The organism is Cohnella boryungensis (genome assembly GCF_042651945.1).
GTDB lineage: Bacteria > Bacillota > Bacilli > Paenibacillales > Paenibacillaceae > Cohnella > Cohnella boryungensis.
This window is the reverse complement of sequence record NZ_JBHSED010000031.1, coordinates 16,229-34,881: the sequence shown is the minus strand read 5'-3', so window position 1 is coordinate 34,881 and position 18,653 is coordinate 16,229. Positions and strand designations below refer to the sequence as shown.

Sequence of the window (18,653 nt, the reverse complement as noted above, 5' to 3'; positions counted from 1 at the left end):
ATAAACAAAGAAAAGCCACTTATGCGCCGGTTGGCGGCACAATGGCAACACATCCTGCCTTTACCCCAAAACAAACCCATTATACGCAAGCCTGAACGATTTTATTCCTGGGAAAAGGACTGGAGCCTTACTGCAATCGTGTTGAAGACAATTAGCCCATCCTAATACTGACATTTCTCTATAATATCACAGTGAAAAAGTCAAGTCAAATTTTTTATTTCGTTTTCGCGTTCGTGCAGCGATACAACCGAAATCCCTTATCCTTAGTGATCTCCGAGACTTCATCCTCGCCAAAAATTTCTTCCAGCTTAGATCTTGCCGAAGCCGCGCCTTGCTTGTTCTGAATGATAACCCAGAGCGTTCCTCCCGGCTTAAGGAAACCGATCGATTCTGCGAACAGGCGATGCACGACCGCTTTGCCCGCTCGAATCGGCGGATTGGAGAGAATAACGTCGAAGGATTCGTCCTGAACGGCTTCGAACAAGTCGCTCTGTCCGAACGACACATTGTGAATGCCGTTGGCTTCCGCATTAAGCCGGGCCAGCTCGACCGCACGCTCATTAATATCGATCAGCTTGACATGTCCTTGCGGCGCAAGGCGGGCAGCGACCAAGCCGATTGGCCCGTATCCGCAACCGATATCCAGCACCCGCGCATTCTCCGGGATTTCCATGTGCTCGATAAGCACCCGACTTCCGTAGTCCACCCCGTCCCGCGAAAACACGCCAGCATCCGACGTCAGCCGCAGTTGAATGCCGCGGTGCGACGCCTCGAAAGCTCTTCGGTTACTCGCCGATTGAGGCTTCGTCGAATAGTAATGATCGTTCACCCAAGCTCCCCCGCATTTCATTTAGGCTGCCTTCTTTAAGCATAATCAACTTTACGCATGAACAAACCCCTCGAAGAAAATCTTCAAGGGGTTTGTGAGGTCCCGCTTCTTATTTTACTTCTACTTTAGCGCCAGCTTCTTCAAGCTTAGCTTTAACTGCGTCGGCTTCTTCTTTAGCTACTTTTTCTTTGATCGGTTTTGGAGCGTTGTCTACGAGGTCTTTTGCTTCTTTGAGGCCCAGACCCGTGATTTCGCGAACCGCTTTGATAACGTTGATCTTGGACGCGCCTGCATCCGTCAGGACAACGTCGAATTCGCTTTGCTCAACAGCCGCTTCAACAGCGCCGCCAGCGACTACCGCTACAGGAGCTGCAGCCGTTACGCCGAATTCTTCTTCGATTGCTTTAACCAGGTCGTTCAGTTCGAGAACAGTCATCGCTTTGATGGCTTCCAAGATTTGCTCTTTGCTCATTTGATGTTCCTCCATGTATTGAGATCGTTATGATCTTCTTATTTTTGATAATGGTCTTGAATTACGCGCTCGCTTCGTTCTTCTCCGACACCGCTTTGACAGCGAGGGCGAAGTTGCGAACAGGAGCTTGAAGCACGCTAAGCAACATAGACAGCAAGCCTTCGCGCGAAGGAAGATCTGCAAGAGCCTTCACTTGCGCAGCGTCGACGAAACGTCCTTCGACGATAGCGCCTTTGATTTTCAATGCATCGTTCTTCTTCGCGAAGTCGCTCAGAATTTTGGCTGGCGCTATAACGTCGCTGCTGAAAGCAACGGCGGTAGGTCCCGTCAGAACGGCATCCAGGTCGTTCAAATCAGCGCTTGCGGCAGCACGGCTTACCAAGGAGTTTTTCAACACTTGGAATTCAATGCCGGCTTCACGCAGTTGCTTGCGAAGCAAAGTAACTTGAGCTACGTTCAAGCCGCGATAGTCCGCCACAACAGTGCTGCTGCTCTCGCGCAGCTTAGCCGCGATCGCATCCACTTCCTGCTGTTTCGCTTGAATGATTTTCGCATTTGCCATTGTGTACACCTCCTAAGTCTTGGATATAACCGCATTATCGTCACACAATCTCCCGAAGGCATAAAAATGCCTCCGCAGACGGTTGCGGAGGCATGGCACGACTCGCTTCCATGCATCGAATGTCGAACACTCGGCATAAAAGAAACGCTCTATTCACACACCTCGGTAGGAAATTAAGCTTGGTGACGGTCTTATAGTCGGCCAAAGCCGCCTATTGCGCTCGCACCCAGCACCTACGGTCTACGGTATCCATATTCGTTTGTCAACTTGACTAGCTTACCATGACGGCAAAGCGTTGTCAAAGTCAAATCTTACCGTCGAACGACTCAACCTTCGTCAGCTTAGCGGTAAGCCGCTACGTTAACGCGAGCGCCTGGTCCCATCGTGGACGAAACCGCGATGTTTTTCAGGTAAATGCCCTTGGAAGACGCCGGTTTAGCGCGGTTCAGCGCGTCGATCAGAGCCTTCAGGTTCTCGTCGAGCTTTGCAGCGTCGAAGGAAACCTTGCCGATCGGAGCGTGAATTTGTCCGGCTTTGTCCAGACGATATTCGATTTTACCGGCTTTAATCTCTTGGATGGCTTTCGTAACGTCATTCGTTACCGTGCCAGCCTTAGGGTTAGGCATCAAGCCTTTACCGCCGAGAATACGGCCGAGCTTACCTACTTCACCCATCATGTCCGGAGTCGCGACGCAGACGTCGAACTCGAACCATCCTTGTTGGATTTTGTTGATGAGATCAGCATCCCCTACGTAGTCCGCTCCTGCAGCTTGAGCTTCCTTCAGCTTTTCACCCTTCGCGAATACGAGGACGCGTTGCGTTTTGCCGGTGCCGTGAGGCAGGACGACTACGCCGCGCACTGCTTGGTCTTGCTTTCTCGGATCAACGCCGAGACGAACTGCCGCTTCGACGGTTTCGTCGAATTTGGCCGTGGCCGCTTTCTTGACCAGCTCGATCGCTTCGAGCGACTCATAGGTCGCGTCGCGGTCGATCAGCTTAGCGGACTCATTGTACTTCTTACCGTGTTTAGCCAAGTTGTTCTCCTCCTTTTGTGGTTTTAACGGTTTCAATCCGCTTCCCCTCGCGGGGATAACAGGATTTCCTCCCACTGGCGAACTCGCGAATGAACGCGCAGAACGCCGTATCCATCTCTTAGTCTTCGATCGTAACGCCCATGCTGCGCGCTGTACCTTCGACCATACGCATCGCCGCTTCTACGGAAGCCGCGTTCAAGTCTTGCATTTTTTGCTCGGCGATTTCGCGCACCTTCGCACGTTTCACAGTCGCGACTTTCTTCTTGTTAGGCTCGCCGGATCCTTTTTGGATACCAGCCGCTACGCGAAGCAATACCGCTGCCGGAGGCGTCTTCGTCTCGAACGTAAAGGAACGATCCTCAAATACAGAGATAACGACCGGAATAACCAATCCGGCTTGATCTGCCGTACGAGCATTGAACTCTTTACAGAATTGCATGATGTTAACGCCAGCTTGACCGAGCGCAGGACCAATCGGCGGCGCAGGGTTAGCTTTACCCGCGTTAACTTGCAACTTTACCAGCTTGATGACCTTCTTTGCCATGTTGCACACCTCCCAGACCCATAATGCGGTTTAACGGAGCTTTCACTCCTCCCGCTCTTGCAAGAAACCCAATACCGCAAAGATGCTTATATTTTCTCCACTTGAGTGAAATCCAACTCAACCGGGGTTTCCCTGCCGAACATGTTGACATGCACCTTAAGCTTGCTCTTGTCGGGCAGAATTTCTTCCACCGATCCGACAAAGTTAGCGAAAGGACCAACCTTAACACGCACATTCTCTTTCAGCTCGAAATCGATAACCGGCTTCGGCTCGTCCATGCCCATATGACGCAGAATGCCTTCCACCTCATCCGGCAGGAGCGCCGTCGGTTTCGATCCCGATCCGGTGGAGCCGACAAACCCGGTTACGCCCGGAGTATTGCGGACCACGTACCAAGAATCGTCCGTTTGGATCATTTCCACAAGAACGTAGCCCGGGTACACTTTACGCATCACCGTCTTTTTCTTGCCGTCCTTGTTCACGATCTCTTCTTCCATAGGCACGAGGACGCGAAAGATCTTGTCCTGCATACCCATAGATTCCACGCGTTTCTCCAGGTTCGCCTTAACCTTGTTCTCGTACCCGGAGTACGTGTGCACTACATACCATCTTTTCTCCATGGAAAAGCCACCTTTGGTTCCTACGTCAGATGATGAGATCGACGAGGGATGAAATACCGATGTCCAGCACCCAGAAGTAGATCGTAACCAGAATCACGGTCACAATAACGATGATCGTGTAGCTGACGAGCTCTTTCCGGTTGGGCCAACGGACTTTCTTCAATTCGTTCCAGCTGTCGGCAAAAAACGAAAAAAAGGACCCAAAGTTTTGTTTCATTTTGGCCAGGAAAGTCACGTTCATACCTCCTAGGAGTTAGCGCGTTTCGCGATGAGGAGTATGTTCATTGCAAAATTTGCAGAACTTCTTCAACTCGATGCGATCGGCGTGAGTCCGTTTGTTCTTGCTCGACGTGTAGTTCCGTTGCTTGCAGCTTGTGCAAGCCAGCGTGATGATCACCCGCATCCCTTCCACCTCCCGGGACCAAGACTTCATAAAAATACAACCATTCGGCGGAAACTCCAGCTTGGCGAACCAAGGCTGAGTTTGAAACCGTGTCAGATAGCGGGCTATCAAGACAACAATTCCTGGTGTTTCGCCGATGATTCTGAGCCAGCGCATAAGAAACCACGTTAAGGTTACTAAAATAATTTATCACAGGGGCAAATCGATGTCAACGAAAACTGTAGGTTCCTACCTAATACCATTCTTCCATTTCCAGCTCTATTTAACCTTCGGCATCCAACTTTTTTTCATATACTCGCGAAAATGCCCAAAGCGGCGGCCCTCAGGTTCCTTCGACTCCCCATATTCGCCGTACTGGCGCCGAGAGGATTGCGGGTCTTGTTCCGGAATCTTCAATAGGCAAAAGACGCAAAAAAAGCAGCTTCGCTATGGCTGCTTGTGTATTGCCTGTTCGATGTATGAGTGCGCTAAAGGCCTATGTCGCGAATCTCCAGATAGCGTTCCAGCTTGCGCTTGACGCGCTGCAAGGCATTGTCGATCGACTTCACGTGACGATCCAGGTCGACGGCAATCTCCTGATAGGAGCGTCCGTCCAGATACAGCATGAGCACCTTTCGTTCGAGATCGCTCAGAATCTCGGTCATCTTGTCTTCGAGGCCGTAAAACTCCTCTTGATTAATGATCATTTCCTCCGGGTCGCACACTCTGGAGCCGCAGATGACGTCCAGCAGCGTCCGGTCGGAATCCTCATCGTAGATCGGTTTGTCCAGCGAAACGTATGAATTAAGCGGAATGTGCTTCTGCCGGGTGGCCGTCTTGATCGCGGTAATAATCTGGCGCGTGATGCACAGCTCCGCAAAGGCTTTGAACGATGCGAGCTTATCGCCCTTGAAGTCTCTTATCGCCTTGTATAAGCCGATCATGCCTTCCTGAACGATATCCTCCCGCTCGGCGCCTATCAGGAAGTAGGATCGCGCCTTGGCACGGACGAAATTGCGGTATTTATGAATCAGGTATTCCAACGCCTCGCTGTCTCCCAAGCGAACAAATTCAACGATGTCCTCGTCGGCCCTGAGGTCGTAATCCAGCGTTGCCAGCCTCTCCAAGTCGACGCTCACGAACATCCCTCCGGTCTGCATTGGCGCGTACTGGAACTTCTTACTCTATCAAACTATTATCAATATACTTGATCTGATGCATAGCGTCAATGGATTTGCCGCGATTGCCGCTTCTCCCGAATTGTCATTTCTGTAAGCGATAGCCAGTTTTCGACATTTTCATTCACGGCTCGTCACAAATCCTCCAGCCCTCGTCTCATCCGCTCCAGACGCTTCTGAACCTCTTCGGGCAGCGTACCCTCCAGCGGATTTTTCTTCATCTGCCGATCGCTCCTGATCGCCGTCCGGATTTCGGCGCTGCTCTGCTGAACGGCAAGCCTGAGCTCCCGGGCCGATACGCGGAGCGCTCCTCTCCCGAGAACGACATGCTGCTCCACCAGATCGGAGGTGGCGACATAGATGTTCCGCTTGACCGAAGTCCACTCCCCTACGAGACGCTCGATGCACTCGTCGGCGGTCTCCTTCTCCTTCGTATAGACGACGCTGAACTTCTTGCGGGGACGATATTCCGCTCCGGCGCCGGGCACGCGGAAGGCATCGAAGACGACGATTACGATCAACCCTGCATATCCCTGATAATCGGATAGCATGTCCAGCAGCCGATCTCTCGCATCCTCCAGCTTCTCTTCCTTGAGCCCGGCCAGCTCCGGCCAAGCGCCGATCATATTGTAGCCGTCGACAAGCAGAACGTCCTCCCGCTGGAACGTTCTTCCCTTATGCATGATCGGCCGGGAAAGCGGCTTGCGAGGTACCTCTTTTCTTTAAGGCTTCCTGGCGCTGGCGCACGACCTCATACAGGATAACCCCTGTCGCGACGGACGCGTTCAACGAGTTGATCTGTCCGGCCATCGGAAGCGAGAGGATAAAGTCGCAGCGCTCTTTAACAAGCCGGGACAGCCCTTGCCCCTCGTTGCCGATAACGATGGCGAGCGGTCCGGTCAGATTCGATTCGTAGAACCCTTCGACCGCCCCGACATCCGCTCCCGCAATCCATAGCCCGGCTTCCTTCAGTTTCTCTATCGTTTGCGCCAGATTGGCCACTCTTGCCACCGGGACGTATTCGACGGCGCCGGCTGAAGTCTTGGCCACGACGGCCGTCAATCCTGCACTGCGGCGCTTGGGCACGATTACGCCATGAACGCCGGTGCAATCGGCGGTTCGAAGAATAGAGCCCAGATTGTGAGGGTCTTCTATCTCGTCCAGCAGCACGATCAACGGCGCTTCTCCGCGCTCGGCTGCGCGGGCCAGAAGTTCGTCCACCTCGGCATAGGCGACGGCGGCCGCTTGCGCCACGACGCCCTGATGCTGCATATCGGGAACAAGGCGGTCCAGCTTGCTCTTGTCCACCTGCTGCACGACAATGCGGCGCGCCTTCGCTTCCTCCAGAATCGGCTGCACGAGCGAGCGCTGGGCCTGATTGGAGAGAAAGATTTTGTTGATGGAACGCCCCGCCCTTAAAGCCTCCAGCACAGGATGCTTGCCGGCCACGTACTCTTCTTCGCTTCTTAAGGCGCTCTCTTCCGCCCAACGCGCCTGCTCCTCCGGAGACTCCCGGCGCAGCTGCGGCTGCGCTTCCCGGGCGCCCCTGTCCTTGCGGCCTTCTCCGCCCTTGGCGGCCTCGTGCCCGGAACGGCGGCCTCCTCCGGCCTGCGGCTTCGAAGCTCCGGGGGTTCTCCCCGGCGATCTTGGATGATTGTTGCGCATCGTTTATCTTCCTTTACCGGTTATTCCGTCTTGGAGAAAGCCAAGTCGATCAGTTGCTCCAGACGATCTTTGCGTCCTTTGTAGTACAAGTAGCCGACAAGGCTTTCCAAAGCGGTCGCATGGCGATAGTCGGCCGGATCGGCGTTCTTCGGAGGCTGGCCGGACTTGCTGTTGCGCCCTCTGCGGACGATGTCGGCCTCCTCATCGTCTAGGAGCGGCATCCAGACCTGCAGCAGTCTTGCCTGCGCCGCCGCCGAGACGTAGCCCGTCGCAGCCCGATGCAGCTCGTGCGGCTTGCGATTGGGACCCGCAATAAGACGCTGCCGGATATAAAGCTCGAACACCGCGTCCCCCGCATAAGCGAGCACGATCGGGGACAACAGATGAATGGGCACGTCGGGAGGGATGACCGGCGAAATGACCGGCGCCTGTTCCTGGACGTCGCTCATTTACGCCGCCACCGAATGCCTTGCGCCGTATCCTCCAGTACGATTCCCCGCTGCGCCAGAAGATCGCGGATTTCGTCCGCGCGGGCAAAGTTCCGCTGAGCCCGCGCTGCCGTCCGCTCGGCGATCAAGGCGTCAATCGCCTCGTCCAGCAGCTCCGCTTCCTCCGCTTCGGGAAGCAGTCCCAATATCCCGTTCATTTCTTCCATGAGCTCCGAGAGGAAGAGCAGGTCCGACTCGCTCACCGCCTCGCGCTGTAAATAAGTATTCGCTTCGGACACGATGCCGAACCAAGCCGTAATCGCGTCCGGCGTGCTGAAGTCGTCTTGCATTCGCGAATGGAATTCCGCCCTCAGCTCTCCCAGCCGCGTTCTTAGCCCTTCATCGGCAGGCAAGGACAGGCTCCCCTTCGCCACGGTGGACAAGCGATGCTTGACGTTGTCGCGGCAATTGGTCAACCGCTCGATGCCGCCCGACGCCTGGCGAATCGTCTCATCGCTGAAATTAAGCGGACTGCGATAGTGCGTCGAGAGCATCAGATAGCGAATCACGAATTTGCTGGTGCTCTTGAGAAGCTGCCTTACGTTTACGCCGTTGCCCAAGGACTTGGACATTTTCTCATTGTTGATATTAACGAAGCCGTTATGCATCCAATAACGCGACAGAGGACGATCCGTCAATGACTCCGACTGGGCAATCTCGCATTCGTGATGCGGGAATTGCAGATCGTGGCCGCCGCCGTGAATGTCGAGCGTATCCCCGGCGAATTTCCTTACCATCGCGGAGCATTCGATATGCCAGCCCGGACGTCCGTTCCCCCACGGGCTCGGCCAGAAGATCTCCCCAGGCTTCGCGGCTTTCCACAAGACGAAGTCCTGCGGATTCTCCTTTCGCTCGTCCACATCGATCCGGATGCCATACTGCAGCTCGTCAAGGTTTTTGTGGGACAGCTTGCCGTAATCGGAAAACGTGCTCGTGCGAAAATAAACATCTCCGGCGCTCTCGTAGGCTTTCCCTTTATCCACCAGCTCGCTGATGAACGCGACGATCTCGTCGATGGTCTCCGTCACGCGAGGGGATACGGTCGGGGAATGCGCGCCCAGCGCCTCCCGATCCTCCTTGAAGGCCGCGATGTACTTCTCCCCCAGCTCCGTCACCGTGATGCCCATGTCCGCTGCCTTGCGGATCATTTTATCATCCACGTCCGTAAAGTTCACGATATAGTTGACCTCGAAACCGACTGCCTCCAGATACCTTCGGACAACGTCGAAAAAGATGACCGGACGCGCGTTCCCGATATGGATATAGTCATAGACGGTCGGTCCGCACACGTACATATTTACCTTGCCTGCCTCGAGCGGCACGAAAGGCTGCAACTCGCGGGTCATGCTGTCATAGATTTTCACGTTCACTTTGCGTTAGCCCCTTTTCTTCTCAAGTTGCGGCGACGCTTCCTCCGCATCCTTATCTTTATTTAAATTCGGCCGGTTCGTTCCTTCGCCCGCACCGAAATCGATCGCCGCAAGCTCCCGCACGTCCCCGCCGCGGTTCGCCTTCAATTGCTCAAGCTCTGTTTTCAAATCGTTGATTTCCTTCTGCATGAACCGGAACGTCTCGATCAGCGGGTCCGGCAGATTGGTATGGTCGAGCCGATCACCGATCTTCTTCCCGTTGCGCTTGACGATGCGTCCGGGGATGCCGACGACGGTGCTGTTCGGCGGCACCTCGCGAAGCACGACCGAATTCGCTCCGATGTTCGTATTGTCCCCTACCGTGAACGACCCGAGCACCTTTGCCCCCGAAGCGATGACGACGCGGTTGCCGATCGTCGGATGGCGCTTGCCCTTCTCTTTCCCTGTGCCGCCGAGCGTCACGCCCTGATAGATGATGACTTCGTCTCCGATCTCGCACGTCTCGCCGATGACCACCCCCATACCATGGTCGATGAACAGCTTCCGCCCGATCGTGGCGCCGGGATGAATCTCGATTCCCGTGAAGAAGCGGCTAACCTGCGAGATGATCCGGGCGATGATGCATATCTTGCGACGGTAAAAGAAGTTCGCTACCCGGTGAGCCCAAATGGCGTGCAAGCCCGCATAAGTGAAGACGACTTCGAACCAGCTTCTCGCCGCAGGGTCGTTCTCGAACACCGCTTCGATATCGGATTTCATTGTTCGCCATATCCCCATTATGTCCCCTCCCCCTGCTTCTCTCTATACTGGCAAGTCCTTGCCGAAAATAAAAAAAAGCCCCCGCAGCGAAATTCGCTGCAGAGACGTCGTGACGTGGTCCCACTCTGCTTAAGCAAAGCGTTCAAGTCAAAACGGCTTCGCCGTTCCTGGGTACGGCGGCACGTTTGGTATCGAGCTATCGGATGGGTATAAAGATGTTCGTATCTTATACTTTCCGATAGTCCGAAAAGGCGCATTGCTCCTCTATGGATGGGTAACGGGTATCCCTCCCGGCACCGCTTAACGGCCATCGGTTGCGCGATTCGCGATCGCAATCCGTCGGTGGTCCGCTCGGCGGCACAGCTCCCAGGCGCATTTCGACTTCGCCGGAACGAGGCGGCTCTCAGCCGTGGCCGCCCTCTCTGTACGCTCTCGCAGCGAAATTTACTCTCCTGTTCGTCGCACGTATTCGATATAGCACAAGTATATCCGAAGCCCGCATTCGTGACAAGAGAGGCGAACGCAGGCTGCCCCGGATTATGCGCGGAGACGCTCGTCCAGACGCTTGAGCACCTTGTCGCGGCCGAGCAGCCAGATCGTGCCGTTCAAATCCGGCCCGTGCGTCTGTCCGGTGAGCGCGACCCGTATCGGCATGAACAGGCCTTTGCCCTTCACGCCCGTAGCCGTTTGCACAGCTTTGATCAGCGCCTTCATGTTGTCGATGAAGAAGCCTTCTTCTCCTGCCTCCTCGATCTCCTTGCGGAAGGCTTCCAGCACGGTCGGCACAGTCTCCTCCGCCAGCACGGCGGCAGCCTCATCGTCGAAAGCAAGCTTCTCCTGAAAGAACAAGTCCGACAGAGGCACGATCTCCGCGCCGAAGCGCAGATGGTCGCGGAACAGCGTTACCAGCGCAGAGGCCCACTTCAGCTCCCCTTCATCCGGCGTTGCGGACAATCGGCCCGCGGCAATCAAATGCGGCACGCACAGCTCGATGACCCGCTCCGGCTCCGCTTGCTTCAGATAATGCTGATTCAGCCAGCTAAGCTTGGCCGTATCGAACACGGCCGGGCTCTTCGACAAACGGTTCGCCTTAAATATTTCGATCAATTGCTCCCGGCTGAAGATTTCCTCCTCGCCCTCGGGCGACCAGCCCAGCAAGGTGATGAAATTAAACAGCGCTTCGGGCAGGTAACCCAGCTCATCGTATTGCTGAATGAATTGAACGATCGATTCGTCGCGCTTGGACAGCTTCTTGCGCTGATCGTTCACGATCAGCGTCATATGCCCGAACTCCGGCGGCGTCCAGTCGAACGCTTCGTAGATCATCAATTGGCGCGGAGTATTGGTAATATGATCCTCCCCGCGAAGCACGTGCGAGATGGCCATGAGATGGTCGTCGACGGCCACCGCGTAGTTATAGGTTGGAATTCCGTCCTTCTTGACGATGACGAAATCGCCGAAGTCCTCGGAGCGAAACGAAATTTCGCCTTTGACGAGATCCCGGAACGTATAGGTACGGTCGGAAGGAACGACAAAGCGAATGCTCGCCGCACGGCCGTCCGCTTCGAACTTCGCCTGCTCCTCGGCTCCCAGATGGCGGCATGCGCCCGAATACTTCGGCGTCTCGCCGCGAGCCGATTGCGCCTCTCTTTCCCGCTCCAGCTCTTCCTCCGTGCAATAGCACTTGTAGGCCAGCCCGCGACTCAACAATTGCTCCGTGTGCTCGCGATAGATGTCCAGCCGCTCGGTCTGGCGATAAGGTCCATATTCGCCGGAGCGATCGATGCTTTCATCCCAATCGACGCCGAGCCACTTCAGGTAGGTCAGCTGACTTTCTTCCCCGCCCGCGACGTTCCGTTTGACATCCGTGTCCTCGATACGAATGATAAAATCCCCGCCATGATGGCGGGCGAATAAATAATTAAAGATTGCGGTTCTCGCGTTGCCGATATGCAGGTGCCCCGTCGGACTCGGCGCATAGCGAACGCGTACTTTGGCCGTAGACATTCCATATTCCTCCTTCAAGATGCTTGTTCTCCTCAAAGCCGACCCTCGGCGGCAAGATCCTTCCCTATCTTCCAGGCGCTTGACCCTCCGACATTGGCGGACCTCGCGCTCTTACGCCTTAACGAGCAGTACGACCGCCTGCGAGGCTATGCCTTCTCCGCGGCCGGGAAAACCGAGCCGCTCGGTCGTTGTCGCTTTTACGTTCACCTGCGACGGGTCGCATTCAAGCGCGCGAGCGATGACTTCGACCATCGCGGGAATATAAGGCGCCATCTTGGGCGCTTGGGCGATAATCGTCGCATCGGCATTGCCGAGCTTGTACCCGCGTTCCTTGGCCAATGCCCATACCTGCTCAAGCAGCTTTACGCTGTCCGCATCCTTGAAGACCGGATCGGTATCGGGGAAATGCTTGCCGATATCGCCTAGGGCCAGCGCTCCCAATATGGCGTCGCTTATCGTATGTAAAAGCACGTCCGCATCGGAGTGGCCCAGCAGCCCTTTCTCGAACGGGATCGTTACGCCGCCGATAATGCAGGGACGGCCCTCCACCAATTGATGCACGTCAAATCCTTGTCCCACTCTAATCATCTTGAACTTCCTTCCCCCTGACGCCTTGTCTCCCCCGAAGCAGCAGCTCCGCGACGGGCAGATCCTCCGGCGTCGTGATCTTCAAGTTCGCGTAGTCTCCCTGAACGATAGCCACCTTCCGCCCCAGACGCTCCAGCAGCATGGCGTCATCCGTGGCGAACGCGCCTTCCTCCCGCGCCCGCCGGTGCGCTTCCAGCAGCTCCAGCCTACTGAAGGCTTGGGGCGTTTGAACGCTCCACAATAAACTGCGCTCGGGCGTCTCTACGATAAATCCTTGACCGTCCGATACCTTGATCGTATCCTTCACGGGTACGGCCAGCGCCGACGCGCCGTGCTCCTCCGCAGCCGCGCAGCACGCCGCGATCTGCTCCGGGGTAACGAGCGGTCTGGCCGCGTCGTGGATCAGCGCTCCATCGGTCGACAGCGCGTTCAGCCCGGCGCAGACGCTGTCCTGACGCTCGGCGCCGCCGACGATAATCTTCCGTATCTTACGGTACCCCGCCGCCTTGACGATTCCGGCCGCCCGCTCCTGCTCTTCGGAGCCCACGACGAGGACAACGCTGTCTACGGAAGCGCAATGCTCGAACGCATCCAGCGCTTGTTCGAGCACCGTCTTGCCGGCCAGCTTCAAATAGATTTTATTCTCGGCGGCCCCCATGCGGGCACCCCGCCCCGCCGCAACTACGACGGCTCCCCATTCCATGTCGCATGATCCCCTGTCTATCGCACGCGTTATGATAACAAGCCAAAGACGGGACACTTGAGCGCGTCCCGCCCGTAATTCTATTATCATACCTCGTCAAAGCGCTTTTTCCAATAGCTTCGGCTTGGCAAAGATCATTCGACCCGCCGATGTCTGCAGCACGCTGGTGACGAGCACCTCCATTGTCGTTCCGATAAAATCTCTTCCGCCCTCCACGACGATCATCGTTCCGTCGTCCAGATAAGCGACGCCTTGCCCATGCTCCTTGCCGTCCTTGATGACCTGCACGATGATTTCCTCGCCGGGCAGCACGACAGGCTTCACCGCATTCGCCAGATCGTTGATGTTCAACACGGACACGCCCTGCAGCTCGCATACCTTGTTCAGGTTGAAGTCGTTCGTGACAACCTTGCCCTGCATTGCCTTAGCCAGCTTGACGAGCTTGCTGTCCACCTCGCCCGGCTCCTCGTTCGCTTCCTCGTAGATGAGCACCTTAACGTCCAGCTCCTTCTGAATCTTATTCAGAATGTCCAGACCTCTCCGCCCCCTGTTGCGTTTCAGCAGATCGGAGGAATCGGCGATATGCTGAAGCTCCTCCAGCACGAATTCCGGAATGACCAGCGTGCCTTCGATAAAGCCCGTCTTGCAAATATCCGCGATCCGACCGTCGATGATGACGCTTGTATCAAGAATCTTATGCTCCTCGAAACGAGGGCCTTGCTTGTCCGGGGCTTCTCCTCTGCTTCGCTTCTGCGCCCAACCGGCCAGATCGTCCTTTTTGCGCAAGCCTACGTTTAATCCCGCATACCCGAGAGCCAGCGCCGTTCCTGCCGCCAATACTTGTCCCACATAGGGAATGTCCGACACATAGGGATACAGGAAAGAAGAAAGTGCAAGCCCGAAGATCAAGCCGAACAAGCCGGACAGCAGCTCAGACGCAGGGTAGCCCGCCAGTTGGTCGATTCCGCGATTCAAGGCACGGGACAACGGAGCGGCGACCGTCGTCGCGACCAGAAAGCCTGCGCACGCGCCTACGATCGCGCTCAGCGAGCCTCCCGCCGCAGAGGTCGATCCCAGCATGGCCTCCATCCAGGGCGAACCCGACGACATCTGCGCCGCCGACATTTGCTGTCCCAGCAACGCGCCCAGCAGCAGTCCCATCGTTTGGATGACTCTTTTCATAATCATGGTAAAATCACTCCCTCTCACTTCGCAATTTCATAAACTCGTTACTAGTATGTTCCAATTTCCCGATTGCAAACCTTCCTCCCGGCCGCTTCTAAAAGTTTATTCAGAAATCAGATCGGGCTTTGAATTCTCTAGCCCCTTGAACTATAATGGAGAGGAAAAAGTAAATAAAAGGTAACCGAGGTGGAACGGATGAGCGCACCTACGCTTCAAGAATTCCAGAGTCAGGTGTCGGAATTATTACTCCGTCATCGCAGTCTGCTCGATGTCGTTACGAAATTCAGTCAGTCCAACGCCTCCGTGAACCGCGCCGTATCCAAGTCGATTACGGAGTGCGGCTGCATCGCCCTTAACGCGCGCAATCAGGGCTTCTCCGAGGAGATGCCGCTGGATCAGGCGCATCGCCAATCGAAGTCGCATATGGAAGGCAGCCTTTGCGAGCAATGCCGCGAGATTATCCGCAATGAAATGGGAAAGAATCTGTTCTATATGTCGGCCATGTGCAATCTGCTGGATATCAGCCTGGAGGATGTCGTCGCCAAGGAAGCGGACAAATGCTCTACGCTGGGCTGGTTTAATCTGACTTAAATACACGCGGTCCGAATAGCGAGTCACCGAAAAGCCCTGAGTATCAGGGCTTTTCGGTTATGCAAATTGCAATAGCCGGATACCGCCAAACAAACAACAAAAAAACCGCCTCATTCGCGTTTCGCGGATGAGGCGGCTTCTCTTGTCGATCCTATGCAATCTATGCGCTATGCTTGGTTGATTCCTCTTCTTCGGAGGAAGAACCGTCCTTGGCTCGTTTTCCCATACGGAAGACGCCTTTAACGTTTTTTTTTAGGCCCCAGAGCGCATAGAGAAGCAGCAGCGCCAGAATGACTTTGGGAATCGCCTGTTGGAACATGTACGCCAGAACCGCCGCTCCTGCGACAACGACGGGAATCGCCCAGATCGCCTTCTTCGGAAGGCCAAGCTTCTTGAAATTCGGGTACTTCATGTTGCTGACCATCAGGAAGGACAGAGCGACCGTGCTGAGTAGAAGCAAAGAATAATGCAGCTCGTGGTGGAACAATGCGAGCGTTGCCAGCACGCCTCCGGCAGCCGGAATCGGCAAGCCGATAAAATAGCCCGGAATGCCATCGACGACATTGAATCTCGCAAGACGAAGCGCCCCGCAAATGGGGAAAATCGCAGTCACGATCCAGGCCAACGCCGGGCTGACCCCCTGGAACGCCGCTTGATACATAATAAACGCCGGAGCGACTCCGAATGAAATGACGTCGGAGAGAGAGTCCAGCTCCTTGCCGAATTCGCTTTGCGCATTCAGCGCGCGCGCCACTCGTCCGTCCAACCCGTCCAGCAGCATGGCGATAATAATCAACAACGCCGCCGTATTTGAACTGTTCGTTTCATTGTTGAATGCCAGAATAATGGCAATTACGCCCAATGACAGGTTTCCTATGGTAAATAAATTCGGTATTGACTTCGTAATCATGTTTGCCACCTCGACTTTACTATACCCTATTGGCCCGAATGTTAAGCGTTGCCAGCTTGTCGCTTGCTGTCGATATAAGGGATAGAGCTTCCTTGCAGAACATTTCCAATTGTATTCCCCTTATATCTGTCTGTCAATAAACACCTGCTCCTGAATTCGTTTCAAGCCATCCTTGATCGCTCTTGCCCGCACCTCGCCTATACCGTCGACTTCGTCCAATTCCTCGATGGAAGCCATAACAATATGTGGGAAAACCTTGAATCGATCGACCAGATTCTGAATGATCACCGACGGCAATCTCGAAATTTTGCTCAGGATGCGATATCCTCTCGGATGCAAGCCTTCCTCCACAACCGAGTTCAAAGAAGGGTAGCCCAGAATACGAATAAGCGATGCGGGATCCAGCAGCTCTTCGGATGACAGCTTTCGAATGGCGGCCTGGATTTCCTTGACCTTGCCCTCTCCTTCATCCTTGGCGTAGTCTCTCAGCAGCAGACGGGCTTCCTCCTCGGCCGAACCGACGAGCTCCTCCTTCTGCATGCTGATTAACCGCCCCTCGTTCCCCAGCTCCAATACATAGCGATTAATTTCATTGTTAATGCGCAGCACCATCTCGGCACGTTGAATCACATGGGCCACCTCGTGCATCGTCACGAGCTCTTCGTATTCCAAGGCGGACAGGTTGGTCAGCGACTGGGTCAAAGCGATCCTGTATCTTTCCAGCGTTTGAATCGCCTGGTTCGCCTTCGTCAGAATCACGCCCATTTCCTTCAAAGCGTAGCGGAGCTGTCCTTGGTACAGCGTAATGACGTTGCGCCGCTGCGAGATCGACACAACCAGCTTGCCCGTCTGCTTCGCCACGCGCTCTGCCGTCCGATGCCGGATTCCGGTCTCCGAAGACGAGATCGAGGAATCGGGAATAAGCTGCGTATTCGCATACAGTATGCGCTTGACGTCCTCATTCAAGATGATGGCCCCATCCATCTTGGCCAGCTCGTACAGGTAGTTTGGGCTGAAGTCGCAGTTGATGGAAAAGCCGCCGTCCACGACCTCCATCACCTCCGGACTGTAGCCGACGACAATAAGAGCTCCCGTCTTGGCGCGCAATACGTTCTCCAGTCCGTCGCGAAACGGAGTGCCCGGAGCAACCATCTGCAGAAGCTGATTCATCGTATTCTCCTGCTGGTTCCGTTCTTTTTCTTTAGGGTCTTTCTCTTTCAGCTCTTTCATGATGTCATTTCCCCCCTTATTCCAATGCCGCTTTAAGCGCCTCGGCGACCGTTCTGACGCCGATAAGCGCAATTCCCTTGGGTGCCTGCCAGCCCTTCGTGCTTTGCTCCGGCATAATGACGCGTTTAAAGCCCAGCTTGTGCGCTTCTTTCACCCGTTGCTCGGCCCGGGATACCGCGCGAACCTCTCCCGTCAAACCGACTTCCCCGAAAATCGCATCGAACGGCTTGGTCGGAACGTCCTTGAAGCTGGAAGCCAGACTGACCGCCGCGGCCAGATCCGTCGCGGGTTCGTCCAGCTTTACGCCGCCTGCGACATTCAGGTACGCGTCCTGATTTTGCAGGAACATGCCCATGCGCTTCTCCAGCACCGCAATGACGAGCGACATTCTATGATGGTCGAAGCCCGAAGCCATCCGGCGCGGAGACGGAAAATGCGTCGGCGACACGAGAGCCTGAAGCTCGACCAGCACCGGCCGGGTGCCCTCAATGCTGGCGACGACGGTAGAGCCGGCGACGCCAAGCGGCCGCTCGGACAGGAACAGCTCCGACGGGTTCGAAACCTCTCTCAGCCCATCCTCCGTCATATCGAAAATTCCGATTTCGTTCGTGGAGCCGAAGCGATTTTTCACAGCGCGAAGTATCCGATACGTATGATGCCTTTCCCCTTCGAAATAGAGCACGCAGTCGACCATATGCTCCAGCAGCCGGGGACCCGCAATCGCTCCTTCCTTCGTTACGTGCCCGACAAGCACCGTCGCGACCCCGTTGACCTTGGAGATGCGCATGAAGTGGGCCGTGCATTCCCTCACCTGGGCGACGCTGCCCGGAGCGGAGGCCACCTCCGGCCGATATACCGTCTGGATAGAGTCGATGACGAGGAAGTCCGGCTGAACCTCGGTAATCGCCTCCTCGATCACTTCCAGGTTTGTTTCGCAGAGGACGTACAATCTATCGTTCAGAGCGCCCAGCCGATCCGCTCTGAGTTTGGTTTGGCGAACGGATTCCTCGCCGGAAACGTACAGCACTTTAAGGCCTTGCGCGGACAAGGAATAGGAAGTCTGAAGCAACAGCGTCGACTTGCCGATACCGGGATCGCCGCCCACGAGCAGCAGCGATCCCGGAACGAGCCCTCCACCGAGCACCCGATTCAGCTCGGACATGCCTGTTTCGACACGGGGCTCCCGCCCACTTTCTATATCTATGATCGCGCGCGCCTTTTCTTTCGTCCGGGTTAGCTCGCTCCGTCCGACGGGCGCTTTGATTTCCGTTTCGGTTTCCTCCACCATCGTGTTCCATTCGTGGCACCCCGGACACTTGCCCATCCATTTGGGCGATTCCGTGCCGCATTGGGTGCATGCGAACTTGGTTTTGACCTTGGCCATGGCAGATGATGGCTCCTTTTGCTTATTGGTAGTGCCTATTGAGAATTTTACCACTTTCGGACGATCTGAGAAACCGAATGGACGAAAAAAATCCCCGCCGGACCGATGCGGTCCTGCGGGGAGTCTTCCCAAGGCTGCTTAGAACTATACAT

At 55.4% G+C, this 18,653-nt stretch carries 22 protein-coding genes and 1 other annotated feature; of the genes, 1 reads left to right on the top strand and 21 read right to left on the bottom strand.

The window, feature by feature from the left end; translation table 11 throughout:
• Positions 1-214: 214 nt before the first annotated feature.
• From ACFO1S_RS14500 to ACFO1S_RS14415, 18 genes are all read right to left on the bottom strand, one after another.
• Positions 215-850 (bottom strand): class I SAM-dependent methyltransferase, encoded by a 636-nt coding sequence (locus ACFO1S_RS14500; protein ID WP_378127012.1) that lies wholly within the window; start codon positions 848-850, stop codon positions 215-217.
• An 88-nt stretch (positions 851-938) separates the two neighbouring features.
• Entirely contained in the window at positions 939-1,301 is a 363-nt protein-coding gene (rplL, locus tag ACFO1S_RS14495; RefSeq protein WP_204605848.1) for a 50S ribosomal protein L7/L12, read from the bottom strand.
• Between the two features lie 61 nt (positions 1,302-1,362).
• Positions 1,363-1,863, bottom strand: coding sequence for a 50S ribosomal protein L10 (rplJ, locus tag ACFO1S_RS14490; RefSeq protein WP_204605849.1), 501 nt, complete (start codon positions 1,861-1,863; stop codon positions 1,363-1,365).
• Positions 1,864-1,915: 52 nt separating this feature from the next.
• Positions 1,916-2,127, bottom strand: a sequence feature (ribosomal protein L10 leader region).
• Positions 2,128-2,204: 77 nt separating this feature from the next.
• A complete protein-coding gene (rplA, locus tag ACFO1S_RS14485; protein ID WP_204605850.1) occupies positions 2,205-2,897 on the bottom strand; it encodes a 50S ribosomal protein L1 in 693 nt (230 codons plus the stop codon).
• Between the two features lie 118 nt (positions 2,898-3,015).
• On the bottom strand, positions 3,016-3,441 hold the full coding sequence (rplK, locus tag ACFO1S_RS14480) for a 50S ribosomal protein L11 (protein ID WP_144706957.1): 426 nt from the start codon (positions 3,439-3,441) through the stop codon (positions 3,016-3,018).
• 86 nt (positions 3,442-3,527) lie between these two features.
• A complete protein-coding gene (gene nusG / locus ACFO1S_RS14475; RefSeq protein WP_204605851.1) occupies positions 3,528-4,061 on the bottom strand; it encodes a transcription termination/antitermination protein NusG in 534 nt (177 codons plus the stop codon).
• Between the two features lie 25 nt (positions 4,062-4,086).
• Positions 4,087-4,296: a preprotein translocase subunit SecE gene (secE, locus tag ACFO1S_RS14470; RefSeq protein WP_204605852.1), complete on the bottom strand. Its 210-nt coding sequence runs from the start codon at positions 4,294-4,296 to the stop codon at positions 4,087-4,089.
• 18 nt (positions 4,297-4,314) lie between these two features.
• Positions 4,315-4,464, bottom strand: coding sequence for a 50S ribosomal protein L33 (rpmG, locus tag ACFO1S_RS14465; protein ID WP_094050645.1), 150 nt, complete (start codon positions 4,462-4,464; stop codon positions 4,315-4,317).
• 467 nt (positions 4,465-4,931) lie between these two features.
• Positions 4,932-5,582 carry an RNA polymerase sporulation sigma factor SigH gene (sigH, locus tag ACFO1S_RS14460; protein ID WP_204605853.1) on the bottom strand — a complete coding sequence of 217 codons (651 nt, stop codon included), beginning with the start codon at positions 5,580-5,582 and terminating at the stop codon, positions 4,932-4,934.
• Between the two features lie 173 nt (positions 5,583-5,755).
• A complete protein-coding gene (locus tag ACFO1S_RS14455) occupies positions 5,756-6,304 on the bottom strand; it encodes an NYN domain-containing protein (RefSeq protein WP_204605854.1) in 549 nt (182 codons plus the stop codon).
• Positions 6,297-7,070: a 23S rRNA (guanosine(2251)-2'-O)-methyltransferase RlmB gene (rlmB, locus tag ACFO1S_RS14450; protein WP_378127026.1), complete on the bottom strand. Its 774-nt coding sequence runs from the start codon at positions 7,068-7,070 to the stop codon at positions 6,297-6,299. The genes ACFO1S_RS14455 and rlmB overlap by 8 nt, the downstream gene beginning before the upstream one ends.
• A gap of 236 nt (positions 7,071-7,306) precedes the next feature.
• Positions 7,307-7,735, bottom strand: coding sequence for a Mini-ribonuclease 3 (locus ACFO1S_RS14445; protein ID WP_204605855.1), 429 nt, complete (start codon positions 7,733-7,735; stop codon positions 7,307-7,309).
• Positions 7,732-9,144 (bottom strand): cysteine--tRNA ligase, encoded by a 1,413-nt coding sequence (gene cysS, locus ACFO1S_RS14440; RefSeq protein ID WP_204605856.1) that lies wholly within the window; start codon positions 9,142-9,144, stop codon positions 7,732-7,734. The genes ACFO1S_RS14445 and cysS overlap by 4 nt, the downstream gene beginning before the upstream one ends.
• 6 nt (positions 9,145-9,150) lie before the next feature.
• Positions 9,151-9,921, bottom strand: a complete 771-nt coding sequence (gene cysE / locus ACFO1S_RS14435; protein ID WP_204605857.1) for a serine O-acetyltransferase — start codon at positions 9,919-9,921, stop codon at positions 9,151-9,153.
• A gap of 519 nt (positions 9,922-10,440) precedes the next feature.
• Positions 10,441-11,910: a glutamate--tRNA ligase gene (gene gltX, locus ACFO1S_RS14430; protein ID WP_204605858.1), complete on the bottom strand. Its 1,470-nt coding sequence runs from the start codon at positions 11,908-11,910 to the stop codon at positions 10,441-10,443.
• 111 nt (positions 11,911-12,021) lie between these two features.
• Positions 12,022-12,498: a 2-C-methyl-D-erythritol 2,4-cyclodiphosphate synthase gene (gene ispF / locus ACFO1S_RS14425; RefSeq protein ID WP_204605859.1), complete on the bottom strand. Its 477-nt coding sequence runs from the start codon at positions 12,496-12,498 to the stop codon at positions 12,022-12,024.
• Positions 12,491-13,201: a 2-C-methyl-D-erythritol 4-phosphate cytidylyltransferase gene (gene ispD / locus ACFO1S_RS14420; protein WP_204605860.1), complete on the bottom strand. Its 711-nt coding sequence runs from the start codon at positions 13,199-13,201 to the stop codon at positions 12,491-12,493. The genes ispF and ispD overlap by 8 nt, the downstream gene beginning before the upstream one ends.
• 96 nt (positions 13,202-13,297) lie before the next feature.
• Positions 13,298-14,386: a PIN/TRAM domain-containing protein gene (locus ACFO1S_RS14415; protein WP_378127024.1), complete on the bottom strand. Its 1,089-nt coding sequence runs from the start codon at positions 14,384-14,386 to the stop codon at positions 13,298-13,300.
• Positions 14,387-14,581: 195 nt separating this feature from the next.
• Here ACFO1S_RS14415 and ACFO1S_RS14410 point away from each other — a divergent pair, with 195 nt between their 5' ends.
• Positions 14,582-14,977: a nucleoside triphosphate pyrophosphohydrolase family protein gene (locus ACFO1S_RS14410; protein WP_204605862.1), complete on the top strand. Its 396-nt coding sequence runs from the start codon at positions 14,582-14,584 to the stop codon at positions 14,975-14,977.
• 160 nt (positions 14,978-15,137) lie between these two features.
• Here ACFO1S_RS14410 and pssA read toward each other — a convergent pair whose 3' ends face one another.
• From pssA to radA, 3 genes are all read right to left on the bottom strand, one after another.
• Positions 15,138-15,887, bottom strand: coding sequence for a CDP-diacylglycerol--serine O-phosphatidyltransferase (gene pssA, locus ACFO1S_RS14405; protein WP_204605863.1), 750 nt, complete (start codon positions 15,885-15,887; stop codon positions 15,138-15,140).
• A gap of 120 nt (positions 15,888-16,007) precedes the next feature.
• Positions 16,008-17,117 carry a DNA integrity scanning diadenylate cyclase DisA gene (disA, locus tag ACFO1S_RS14400; protein ID WP_204605864.1) on the bottom strand — a complete coding sequence of 370 codons (1,110 nt, stop codon included), beginning with the start codon at positions 17,115-17,117 and terminating at the stop codon, positions 16,008-16,010.
• 16 nt (positions 17,118-17,133) lie between these two features.
• Entirely contained in the window at positions 17,134-18,501 is a 1,368-nt protein-coding gene (radA, locus tag ACFO1S_RS14395; RefSeq protein ID WP_204605865.1) for a DNA repair protein RadA, read from the bottom strand.
• Positions 18,502-18,653 lie beyond the last annotated feature (152 nt).

Coding starts and splice junctions, on each gene's coding strand:
- rplJ (WP_204605849.1), bottom strand. CDS start 1,863: ATGGCAAATGCGAAAATCATTCAAGCGAAACAGCAGGAAGTGGATGCG.
- ACFO1S_RS14445 (WP_204605855.1), bottom strand. CDS start 7,735: ATGAGCGACGTCCAGGAACAGGCGCCGGTCATTTCGCCGGTCATCCCT.
- pssA (WP_204605863.1), bottom strand. CDS start 15,887: ATGATTACGAAGTCAATACCGAATTTATTTACCATAGGAAACCTGTCA.
- ACFO1S_RS14500 (WP_378127012.1), bottom strand. CDS start 850: ATGAAATGCGGGGGAGCTTGGGTGAACGATCATTACTATTCGACGAAG.
- disA (WP_204605864.1), bottom strand. CDS start 17,117: ATGAAAGAGCTGAAAGAGAAAGACCCTAAAGAAAAAGAACGGAACCAG.
- nusG (WP_204605851.1), bottom strand. CDS start 4,061: ATGGAGAAAAGATGGTATGTAGTGCACACGTACTCCGGGTACGAGAAC.
- rplL (WP_204605848.1), bottom strand. CDS start 1,301: ATGAGCAAAGAGCAAATCTTGGAAGCCATCAAAGCGATGACTGTTCTC.
- cysE (WP_204605857.1), bottom strand. CDS start 9,921: ATGGGGATATGGCGAACAATGAAATCCGATATCGAAGCGGTGTTCGAG.
- radA (WP_204605865.1), bottom strand. CDS start 18,501: ATGGCCAAGGTCAAAACCAAGTTCGCATGCACCCAATGCGGCACGGAA.
- rplK (WP_144706957.1), bottom strand. CDS start 3,441: ATGGCAAAGAAGGTCATCAAGCTGGTAAAGTTGCAAGTTAACGCGGGT.
- ispF (WP_204605859.1), bottom strand. CDS start 12,498: ATGATTAGAGTGGGACAAGGATTTGACGTGCATCAATTGGTGGAGGGC.
- ispD (WP_204605860.1), bottom strand. CDS start 13,201: ATGGAATGGGGAGCCGTCGTAGTTGCGGCGGGGCGGGGTGCCCGCATG.
- gltX (WP_204605858.1), bottom strand. CDS start 11,910: ATGTCTACGGCCAAAGTACGCGTTCGCTATGCGCCGAGTCCGACGGGG.
- ACFO1S_RS14410 (WP_204605862.1), top strand. CDS start 14,582: ATGAGCGCACCTACGCTTCAAGAATTCCAGAGTCAGGTGTCGGAATTA.
- ACFO1S_RS14455 (WP_204605854.1), bottom strand. CDS start 6,304: ATGCATAAGGGAAGAACGTTCCAGCGGGAGGACGTTCTGCTTGTCGAC.
- rpmG (WP_094050645.1), bottom strand. CDS start 4,464: ATGCGGGTGATCATCACGCTGGCTTGCACAAGCTGCAAGCAACGGAAC.